7 protein-coding genes are annotated in these 11817 nt (G+C 44.4%); all 7 read left to right on the top strand.

Annotation, left to right across the window (positions count from 1 at the left end; all coding sequences use genetic code 11):
- Window positions 1-652 (top strand): CHAT domain-containing protein (locus tag F6K52_RS23180; RefSeq protein ID WP_293083354.1); only part of this gene is annotated, 652 nt, incomplete at its 5' end.
- Between the two features lie 173 nt (window positions 653-825).
- Window positions 826-3819 (top strand): filamentous hemagglutinin N-terminal domain-containing protein, encoded by a 2994-nt coding sequence (locus F6K52_RS23175; protein ID WP_293083351.1) that lies wholly within the window; start codon window positions 826-828, stop codon window positions 3817-3819.
- Between the two features lie 513 nt (window positions 3820-4332).
- Window positions 4333-6876: a filamentous hemagglutinin N-terminal domain-containing protein gene (locus F6K52_RS23170; protein ID WP_293083348.1), complete on the top strand. Its 2544-nt coding sequence runs from the start codon at window positions 4333-4335 to the stop codon at window positions 6874-6876.
- A gap of 55 nt (window positions 6877-6931) precedes the next feature.
- Entirely contained in the window at window positions 6932-8803 is a 1872-nt protein-coding gene (locus tag F6K52_RS23165) for a ShlB/FhaC/HecB family hemolysin secretion/activation protein (protein WP_293083345.1), read from the top strand.
- Between the two features lie 44 nt (window positions 8804-8847).
- Entirely contained in the window at window positions 8848-8976 is a 129-nt protein-coding gene (locus F6K52_RS23160; RefSeq protein WP_293083342.1) for a hypothetical protein, read from the top strand.
- Window positions 8977-9159: 183 nt separating this feature from the next.
- The gene (locus tag F6K52_RS23155) at window positions 9160-9807 is read left to right on the top strand and encodes a response regulator transcription factor (RefSeq protein WP_293083339.1); all 648 of its coding nucleotides are present in this window, start codon (window positions 9160-9162) and stop codon (window positions 9805-9807) included.
- A gap of 3 nt (window positions 9808-9810) precedes the next feature.
- Window positions 9811-11712 (top strand): CHASE2 domain-containing protein, encoded by a 1902-nt coding sequence (locus F6K52_RS23150; RefSeq protein ID WP_293083336.1) that lies wholly within the window; start codon window positions 9811-9813, stop codon window positions 11710-11712.
- The last annotated feature ends 105 nt before the right edge of the window (window positions 11713-11817 follow it).

Here is an 11817-nt window from a genome sequence, read left to right as displayed (position 1 = left end):
TCTCGTGGAAAACGCTGCCACCAAAGCCGCCATCGATAGCAAACCTCTCGACAGTTACCACTGTTTACATTTTAGCTGTCACGGTTACTTTAATTACCAAAAACCACGGAAATCGGCTCTAATTCTGGCCAATGCCCGCAAACCGACCTCTGCTGAACCCAATCCGGAGCGCTATTTACGCATAAGTGAAGAGGAAATCTTTGACTTAGAGAAATGTTTGACTATTGATGATGTCTTTGAGTTACAATTGAAACAATGTCGCCTGGTCACCCTTTCCGCTTGTGAAACGGGATTAATCGACTTTAATAACATCAGCGATGAATACATTGGGTTACCCAGTAGTTTCCTAGTGGCGGGGAGTTCAGCAGTAGTTAGTAGCTTGTGGAGGGTAAACGATTTATCCACAGCATTGTTAATGATTAAATTTTATCAGAATCTGGGAGAGCAGATACCTTTAGCCGTTGCTCTTAACCAAGCGCAATTCTGGCTGCGGGATAGTACCCAGTCTCAGTTGCTAGCCTGGAGTAGGCAGTTACCCCTAGACAACTCTTTGATGAAAAAGATTGAACAAGCACTGGATTGGTTTAACCCCCATGAGCAACCCTTCCAAAACCCTTACCACTGGGCAGCATTCTGTGTAATTGGAGCATAATTATGCAATTAAGTTTTACAAACAAAAGTAACATAAACTAAGATTGGTAACCGGTTTGATAGATAATAATTACAGCCATAAAATTATTACTTAGTTGTTCAGGAATCGGTGCTTTGATCAGACAAACTAGGCCGAATCGGTGCTCGAAATTGGGATTGGTAAGTACAGTAGCAATGGCAAGTTCATTAACACTGTTGCACTTTATTCCATCTACTAGTAATCAAGCTCATGCTCAGAGCAATATCGTACCAGATGATACTTTAGGAGCGAATGGTTCAGTGGTAATTCCTGACGCTTCTGTAAAGGGATTACCAGCAGAATTAATTGAAGGAGGAGTTCAACAGGGAGTCAACCTATTCCACAGTTTTGATCAATTCAATGTCGGACAAGGGTTGCGGGTTTATTTAGCTAATCCAGCTGGCATTGAGAATATCCTGTCGCGGGTGACCGGAATGAATCCCAGCGATATTCAAGGAACCTTGGGAGTAGATGGCGCAGCTAACCTGTTTTTGCTCAATCCCAATGGAATCATATTTGGGTCGAACGCCAGTTTAGATGTAGAGGGTTCCTTTGTCGGAAGTACAGCGAATGCGATCGCATGGGGAGACGATGGCTACTTTAGTGCTACCGAACCGGAAAGTAGTCGTTTACTAACCATTAATCCAGGAGCATTATTTTTTAATCAGGTTGCTTCTGTGTCAGGGAATATTATCAATACTGGCACCTTGGCAGTGGGGAAAGATTTCACCCTTTCCGGATTGAATCTAGATTTACAGGGTCAGCTATCAGCTGGGGGGAATTTGACCTTATCAGCCATGGAAACCCTGAAGATCCGGGATAGCATAGCGCTACCTTTTGTGGCAGCAGCTGGGGGAAAACTATTGCTTGAGGGTAACCAAAGGGTAGATATTTTGGCTTTGACTGATCCCGATAGTGGGTTGTTTTCACTTGGGGATATGGTGTTGCGTTCCGCTAACCCGATTTCTGGGGATGCCCACTATTGGAGTGGAGGAAATTTTTCGATTGAGGACATAGATGGGAGTTTGGGGAATTTGTCAAGTCCCCGTGGGTCGATTATTCGCTCAGCAGGAGATGTCAGTTTTAACAGTTATGACGGTGCGTCCCTACAGATTTTCGCCGGTGGTTCGGTAACGGTTGATAATGTCAAGATTACAGGCTCTGATCCCACAAATAATATTCAGGAAACCGTCACCTTATCCAATGGCACCACCATATCAATAGATGGTAGTACTCGCCCCACCCTAGATATTAGGGCTGGCACCAAAGATATCGGTAACCCAAGCGCAATAACTGGTAATCCCAACCTTAATCAACTGGAGTTGTCGAAGGCTCCAACCACGGCAAATATAAAGATTGGCGAGGTAATTATTGAGCCGCCCAATGGTCAAGTGTTTATCACCAATCAATACGAATCCAATTCCGTTGTGACTGGTTCGATTGAGGTGACCACAATTAATACAAGTAGTGAAGTCGGAAATGCCGGGGATGTGATTATTGACTCCGGTAAAGATATCATCCTGATTGGTACTAATACTGATAATCAGGGCTTGATTTTCGCTGATACTTCTGGTCCTGGGCAAGGGGGTCAAATCAAGCTGGTGGCAAACCAGGAAATTTTGTTAAGCGATCGCTTTTTCCTCAGCAGTGATACTTTTGATTCAGGTAATGGGGGTGAAATTACCATTGAGGCTGAGTCGGTTACTGTAGATGGAGCAGTGCTTGGTACCCGTACCTCCGGAGAAGGAGATGCGGGTTCGGTAAGCATTAAGACAAAACGGTTACAGGTTCTCGATGGAGGACGGGTTAGCACCAATACCTTTGCACAAGGAGATGCAGGTAATGTCACCATCAATGGCTCAGAATCGGTGAAAGTCATTGGTATTGGTGTCTCCGGCGAGGATACGTTTCCAAGCCTGATCAGTACCCAAGCTAATCTAGACTCAACCGGAAAGGCGGGTAACTTGATTATTAATACACAAAGTTTACTGGTTGAGGATGGAGCACAGGTGAGCGTCAGTACCTTTGCAGAAGGAGATGCAGGTTCTTTGACCATCAATGCCTCTGAATTGGTGCAAGTCATTGATCAATCCCCCGATGGCAACTTTCCCAGCGGTATATTTGCCCAAGCTAATCCAGACTCAACCGGAGATGCAGGTGACTTGAAGATTAATACACAACAGTTACTACTTCAGGGTGGAGGGCAGGTTAATGCCGTTACCTTTGGAGAAGGAGATGCAGGTAATGTGACCATCAATGCCTCGGAATCAGTGCAAATAATTGGTGTGTCCGCCGATGGCAACTTGATCACCGGTATATTTGCCCTTGCTTTCGAAGACTCAACCGGAGATGGGGGTGACTTGGTGATTAATACACAAAGTTTACTACTTCAGGATGGAGGACAGGTTAACGCCAGTACCTTTGGAAAAGGAGATGGGGTAAATTTGACCATCAATGCCTCGGAATCGGTGAAAGTCATTGGTGTCTCCCCCGATGGTAAGTTTCCTAGCGGTATATTTGCCCGAACTGTGGGAGACTCAACCGGAGATGCAGGTGACTTGAAGATTAATACACAAAGTTTACTGCTTAAGGATGGAGGACAGATAAGCGTTAGTACCTTTGCACAAGGAGATGCAGGTGATGTGACCATCTTGGCCCAAGAATCCGTGCGACTGATTGGTAAATCCCCCGATGGTAAGTTTCCCAGCGGTATATTTGCCCTTGCTGTGGGAGACTCAACCGGAAAGGGGGGTAACTTGATTTTTAATACACAAGAGTTACTGGTTTTTGATGGAGGACGGGTTGGTACTACTATCGACGCCAGCCTGATCGAAAACAGCCTGACCTTCTTACCAGACAATCAGATTGACACCACTACTTTGCTGTCCAATAGCTGCATTTTGCGCAGTCGAGAGCAACCAGGTAGCTTGATCATTACTGGCAGCGGTGGAAAACCCACTGCTCCAGGAAGTGCTAAGATTTCACCCTTTGCCACTGGCACCGTGCGCACCATACCCAGTGATGGTAGCTCTAGCTCCAGCACCCAACCGGATCGCCCTTGGCAAATCGGTGATCCGATTGTAGAACCTCAACGGGTATATCGACTCGCAGATGGAAGGCTAGTTTTGAGTCGGGAGTGTTTACAATAATTTCTCCACTTCCTAATGTGATCTACGTCTTGGCGAATTACCTCAAAGCTTCGGCTTTTCTATATTACTGGTTATGCCGAAGTTACCGATTCCCCTTTACAATCGATCGGGTGCATGTCAGTTTTGTTAATCCCTGATTCAGATCCCCCGTTTCCCTTAATAAGGGGGACTTTTAAATCTAATTCCCCCCTTTTTTAAGGGGGGTTAGGGGGGATCTATGTACCTAATTACAAATTTGACATGCTCCCCAATCGATCAATGTTTCACACCTCAAATAAAAAGGCTATATTGCAGTTTTATGCAATCAATTTTGCAGATAATTGCAATTAGTTTTGCCGGTTTTGTTAATTAATTTTTACAAACAAAAGTAACATTAATGAAGCTTGGTAAGCCGTTTGAGAGATAATAATTATATCCACAAAATTATTACTTAGTTGTGAAGGGACAGGTGCTGTGATCAGGCAAACCAGGCTGAGTCGGTGTTGGAAATTGGGTTGGGGAAATACAGTAGGGATGGCAAGTTTATTAACACTGTCGCACTTTATTCCATCTACTAGTAATCAAGCCCATGCTCAGAGCAATATCCTACCAGATGATACCTTGGGAGCTAATGGAACAGTTGTGATCCCTGACGCTTCTGTAAAGGGATTGCCAGCAGAATTAATTGAAGGGGGAGTTCAACGGGGAGTAAACCTATTCCACAGTTTTGATCAATTCAATGTGGGAGAAGGGTTGCGGGTGTATTTAGCTAATCCAGCCGGAATTGAGAATATCCTGTCGCGGGTGACCGGAATGAATCCCAGCGATATTCAAGGAACCTTGGGAGTAGATGGCGCAGCTAACCTGTTTTTACTCAATCCCAATGGGATTATATTTGGCTCAAACGCTAGTCTGGATGTAGAGGGTTCCTTTGTCGGAAGTACAGCGAGTGCGATCGCATGGGGAGATGATGGATATTTTAGTGCCACCGAACCCGAAACTAGCCGTTTACTAACTATTAATCCCGGAGCATTGTTTTTTAATCAGGTTGCTTCTGTGTCAGGGAATATTATCAATACTGGCACCTTGGCCGTGGGGAAAGATTTAACCCTGTCGGGATTGAATCTAGATTTACAGGGTCGGCTATCAGCTGGGGGGAATTTGACCCTATCGGCTATGGAAACCCTGAAAGTGCGGGATAGTATAGCCCTACCTTTTGTGGCAGCAGCTGGGGGGAAACTGTTGCTTGAGGGTAACCAAAGCGTAGATATTTTGGCTTTGACTCATCCCGATAGTGGGTTGTTTTCACTAGGGGATATGGTGTTGCGTTCCAGTAACCCGATTACAGGGGATACCCACTATTGGAGTGGAGGAAATTTTTCGATTGAGGAAATAGATGGAACTTTGGGGAATTTGTCAAGTCCCAATGACCCGATTATTCGCTCAGCAGGAGATGTCAGTTTTAACAGTTATGACGGTGCTTCCCTACACATTTTCGCCGGTGGTTCGGTAACGGTTGATAAGCTCAAGATTACAGGCTCTGATCCCGCAAATAATATTCAGGAAACCGTCACCCTATCCAATGGCACCACCATATCAATAGATGGTAGTAGTCGCCCGACCCTAGATATTAGGGCTGGCACCACAGCTATCGGTAACCCAAGCGCAATAACTGGTAATCCCAACCTTAATCAACTGGAGTTTTCGGAGCCTCCAACCACAGCAACTATTAAGATTGGCGAGGTAATGATTGAGCCGCCCAATGGTCAAGTGTTTTTGACCAATCAATACCAACCCAATTCCGCTGTGACTGGTTCGATTGAGGTAACCACAATTAATACCAGTAGTGACGTAGGAAATGCTGGGGATGTGATTATTGACTCTGGTAAAAATATCATGCTCATTGGTACTAATACTGATGAGCAGGGCTTCATTTTCGCAGATACTTCCGGTTCTGGGCAGGGGGGTCAAATCAAACTGCTGGCAAACCAAGAGATTTTGTTAAGCGATCGCTTTCTCGTCACCAGTGATACTTCTGGTTCAGGTAATGGGGGTGAAATTACCATTGAGGCTGAGTCAGTTACTGTCAGAGATCTAGCAGTGATTGGTACCCGTACTGTGGGACAAGGAAATGCAGGTTCGGTAAGCATTAAGACACAAAAGTTACTGGTTGAGGATGGAGGACGGGTTAGCACCAATACCTTTGGACCAGGAGATGCAGGTGATCTGACCATCTCCGCCCAAGAATCAGTGCAAGTCATTGGTATTGCTGTATCTGGCGAAGATAGTTTTCCCAGCCTGATCAGTAGCCAAGTTAATTCAGACTCAACAGGAAATGGGGGTGAGTTGAGGATTAATACACCAGTGTTACTGGTGGAGGATGGAGCACAGGTAAGCGTCAGTACCTTTGCCGAAGGAGATGCAGGTAATCTGACCATCAATGCCAAAGAATCGGTGCAAGTCATTGGTGTGTCCGCCGATGGTAACTTTCCCAGTGGTATATTTGCCCAAGCTAATTCAGACTCAACAGGAGATGGGGGTGACTTGAAGATTAATACACAACGTTTACTACTTCAGGGTGGAGGGCAGGTTAGCGTCAGTACCTTTGGAAAAGGAGATGCAGGTTCTTTGACCATCTCGGTCAAAGAACCGGTGCAAGTCATTGGTAAATCTCCCGATGGAAAGTTTACCAGTGGTATATTTGTCCAAGCTTTCGAAGACTCAACCGGAAAAGCGGCTCCCTTGAGGATTAATACACCACTACTGGTTCTCGATATCACTCCAGGAAATCAGATTGACACCACTACTTTGCTGTCCAATATCTGCATTTTTCGCAGTCGGGAGCAATCAAGTAGCTTCATCATTACTGGCAGCGGTGGTTTACCTACCGCTCCAGGAAGTGCTAAGATTTCACCCTTTGCCACTGGCACCGTGCGCACCATACCCAGTGATGGTAGCTCTAGCCCCAGCACCCAACCGGATCGCCCTTGGCAAATCGGTGATCCGATTGTAGAACCTCAACAGGTATATCGACTCCCAGATGGACGGCTAGTTTTAAGTCGCGAATGTGTAGAATAATTCCTGCACTAGCTAATGTGAAACTTTCATGGTTGTGTATCTAAAAAGGAGATGAATGGCGATTGCGCTACGGCCACGCTATGGTATGTGGCAGCCACCACCAAAAGCGATCGCCCTGAAGGGAAAGGCAGGTTTTGGTGTGTCTAGTTTTGGTGTTTCTATCTTAGTGATCTCAGCTCTAAATGGGATGGCTCAATCTACGATTCCTAATTCATCTAATTCACCCCTTCCGATTACCTCGGCATCTGGGTCATCGCTACTAGAATCCACTGCTGAAGCTACCTCTACTCGACCGCCACCTCAGGTTAAATGTCCCGTTGAAAACATCGGGTCAGAATTAATAGAAACACAGGGAGAGGGAGATAGCAATAAAGAGTTTTGGCGTATTTGTCAAGATTTTCGATATAAATCTTTAGATCAAACCGATGCTACCGGAGTTGATATTATCGCTTCATCCGGTGATCGTTTCCTAGTCAAAACTGTAGAAGTGCTCGGTAACACCGTTTTACAAGAACAGATTACAGAATTAATTGAAGAGATTGAAAACCAGGAAGTCACCTTTGAAGATTTAATTGAACTGCGCTCTAAAATTACTCAACTCTATATTAACAACGGTTACGTTACCTCTGGTGCATTTTTACTGAATAATCAAGCACTCGACAGTGGCACTGTGCAAATACAGGTTGTTGAGGGTGAGCTAGAACGAATTGAACTGAATGGATTAAACCGTCTGCGACCTGACTATGTACTCCGTCCCCTAGAAATTGCCACTACTAAACCCTTAAATCAGCAACGCCTAGTCAAAGCACTGCAACTGCTGCAGCTAGACCCCTTAATCGAACGAGTGAACGTGGAATTGACCGCAGGGAGCACTCCCGGTCGTAATATATTACAGGTGACACTAAAAGAAGCCCCAGCCTTTCACACCGGTGTCAAGACAGAAAACAACCGTTCTCCCAGTATTGGTTCAACTCAAGTCAGTGTATTTGCTGCTCATGATAATCTATTGGGATTTGGCGATCGCATTCGTGGGGAATACGGTCTAACCGAAGGACTCGACATCTACGATATTCGGTATACCATCCCCATCAATGCTCGTAAAGGAACCCTGAGCTTGGGCTACAGCAATAGTGAGAATCGCCTTGTTTCCGAGAATTTCCAGGATTTAAACATTAGAGGTGAAACTCAGAACTATTCCCTCAGTTTCCGTCAGCCCTTATTGCGATCGCCAGAAACTGAATTCGCTGTTGGCGTAGGCTTAGACCTGCGTCACCGACAAACCTTTATACTCGATGACATTCCCTTGTCCTTCTCTGAAGCAACCGCAGATGGTACATCCAAGGTCACAGTAATTCGGCTGTTTCAAGATTGGGTCAAGCGCAGTCCAGAACGAGTATTAGCCGCCCGCTCCCAGTTTAGTCTAGGAATTGATGCCTTTGATGCCACCATTAGTGACTCAAGTCCTGATGGGCGTTTCTTTACCTGGGTCGGACAATTCCAGTGGGTCGAGCAATTATCACCATCTATTCTGGTCATCAGCCGAATTAATACTCAACTCACCCCAGATTCCTTACTATCCCTAGAAAAGTTCACTCTAGGTGGTAGAGATACCGTCAGAGGCTATCGACAAAATCAAATCATTGGTGATAATGCCATCTTGGGGGGAGTAGAGGCACGTATTATGCTCACCTCAGACTCCAGACTACAATTAACCCCTTTCTTTGAAATCGGTACAGCCTGGAATAATGATGGGATTCAACCCAACCCTGCCACCATTGCTGGTGTAGGCTTAGGCTTACGTTGGCAGATCGGATCTGGATTTAATCTCCGTCTCGACTATGGTATTCCCCTGATCGGGGTAGATAATCAGGGGGACTCACTGCAAGACAATGGCATTTACTTTACCCTAGACTATCAGCCCTTTTAGTAAGCTCTCACCCATTTAAATTGTTAATGGGGGCTGATGGGGAGATGGGGAGATGGAGAGATGGGGAGATGGGGAGATGGGGAGACCGGCTTTTGCACAAGGATCGCGATCTTAAATTTAAATACATATTAAGCACCATTACAAAATTAATTTCCTACTACCAATCTCTGTAACCCTTACATCGTAAAGCTTTGAGTTTTGGTAAATGTGTAATTAATTTTGTGCACCTGCTTAGCTTAAGGTATCTAGGAAAATGAAAAATTTAAAAGGGTAAATTAAAAATGATAAATAACAAATTAAAAATTATCTAATTTATTAACAATTAACCCTTAATAATTAACTATAAACAATTACCTATGAAAGCAAAAATTATTGTCATTGACGACCACGAATCCGTTCTAGAGGGAACCGTGAGCCAACTGCAAAAGCAATACCCAGAGGCAGAAATTATTACCGCTAAAACTGCCCAGATAGCTCAAGAATATGTAGAGAGGTTATCCCCTGACTTAGTTGTTGCGGATCTTTCCATTCCGAAGCAGCAGGGAGATACTGCCCGAACTGATACGGGAATTCAACTGCTCAAAACATTAATGAAACTATACCCTACCCTCAATATAGTTGTTCAAAGCGCTAATATCAAAGCCTTAATCCGTTTAAAACCTGCTATTAATGAACATGAAGGAGGCTTTACCATCGTAGATAAAAGCCTGCCCCAGAAAGAAATGTTAATTAAAGTTGACTGGTCACTTCAAGGATTGATTTACACCCCCAAAGGGATCCGAAATGGCTTGGAAATCAAATCCGAATGGCTAGAACTTCTAACCTTAGCCTTTGAAGAAGGATTACAGGATAGAACCATTGCTCAGCGGATGCAAATATCCGAGCGCACGGTGCGTAACTATTGGACTAAAGTTCAAGACGTTTTAGGGGTTTATCCAAAACCCGGTGAAAATATTCGCATTAAAACCGAGAAGCGAGCAAGAGAAGTCGGTCTAATCGATTGAGACATGAAACGTTTTACTGAGGAGGAAATTCAAAACTGGCGGGTAGGATTTATTCCAGGACTAGTCCTGATCGCACTAGTAATCCTATTTCGCCTCACTGGCGTCCTGCAAAGTCTAGAATGGATTGCTCTCGATAGTTTTCTCCGTTGGCGTCCTGAAGAATCTATTGATAAAAGAATTCTGATTGTTGGTATTAATGAACAAGACATCCAACGCATAGGTACCTATCCCATACCCGATCGAGACTTAGCATCACTGCTGAGAAAACTAGCCACCTATAACCCTAGAGCTATTGGTCTTGACATCGTCAGAGATTTACCCGTTGAGCCTGGTTACACTGACTTAGTCGCAGCATTTCAGGCTATCAATACCGTGATTGGCATTGAAAAAGCCTTACCTGACCAATATGGCAATACCATTAATCCACCACCCACCTTACCCCCCGAACAAGTTGGCTTTGCCGATGTGATACTTGACGCTGACGGACACATCAGGCGCAGTTTACTAGGAACTTCAAATCTGGAAGGAGAGTATAAATTTTCTCTACCTATACTGCTAGCAAAAGCGTATTTATCTAAACAAGGAATTTCCTTAACTAATGGCACTGATGACCCAATAGCCAAGAAGTTTGGTACTACAGAACTCACTCGCTTTCGCCCCAATTCCGGAGGTTATGTGAGAACCGATGCTGGGGGAAATCAGATCCTAATTAATTTTCGCAGTGGTCGCAAACCCTTTCGGATCGTATCCCTCAACCATATCCAAACTGGCAAAATTGATCCAAGCTGGATTCGCGATCGCATAGTCCTGATTGGTATCACTAGCCATAGCGCTAAAGATTTTGTCAATGTCTCTGCTATCCCTAGCTCTACTCCTGGAGTAGTGTTTGGTATAGAAGTGCATGCTCATACAGTTAGTCAAATCATTAGTGCTGTTCTCAATGGACGACCCTTGTTAAGGGTTTGGTCAGATAGCTGGGAATATATATGGATTATAGTTTGGGGGTTTCTGGGTATCAGCCTCGCTAAACTAACTAAGACACCGCTACAAAATTTATTGAGTGTTAGTATTGCTGGCATTAGTTTGGTGGGACTAAGTTATTTGCTCCTGATCTGGGGTTGGTGGATACCTGTAGTACCAGCCTGGTTAGTTTTAACTGTCAATGGTGTCAGCATCAATGCCTTCTATCTATACCACCAAACCTTAAAATCCCGGATTAATGAACGCCAATATATGATTGATTATACATTTGACATCATTCATAATGGACCATTACAAACCTTAGCTAGGATACTCAGCTGCACTCAAGATCAAGATTTATCTCATCACCAATTGCGCTCTCAACTAGAACAGTTAAACCAAGAACTCAGAGCCGTTTATGAATCAGTCCGTCGAGAAACCCTAACCCAAGATAGCACTATACACATCGGGATTGATTTAGACCTAGATTTGCACCAACCCACTCACGAGATTCTCTATGAAGTATATAGCAATACCCTAGCCTTAAACTTTCCTTGCTTTCAAACCATTCAGGTGAAAATTATAAAATTTGACCCAATCGATAGTCCGCCATTAAGTATCGAACAGAAGCGAGGATTGTGTCGATTTATGGAAGAAGCATTGTGCAATGTCGGTAAATATGCCAAAGGGGTAACTCGTCTGAAAGTTACCTGCACCCAAACCGAAGGTATGAATATTATTCGCATTCAAGATAATGGATTGGGCATTAGCTCTCCATCTCACTCCAATAAATCTAAGCGTTCAGGAGGTCGGGGAACTAAACAAGCTAAAGCACTAGCGCGACAGCTAGGGGGAAGTTTTAAGCGGTCAGTTTTGTCTCCTAAAGGAAGAGTTTGTGAACTCACTTGGTCTGTTAAAAAAGGTCGATTCTGGTTTTTAAGCTAGGTATTATATATAGCAATTATACGACTTGTGAGGTACAAATTTCTGGTTTTTAGGGAGCAGGGAGCAGGGAGCAGGGAGCAGGTAGCAGGGAGCAGGGAGCAGGGA

This window comes from Moorena sp. SIO3H5 (assembly GCF_010692395.1).
GTDB lineage: Bacteria > Cyanobacteriota > Cyanobacteriia > Cyanobacteriales > Coleofasciculaceae > Moorena.
Note: the sequence above shows the minus strand (reverse complement) of the source record. Positions and strands in the feature narration are given on the sequence as shown.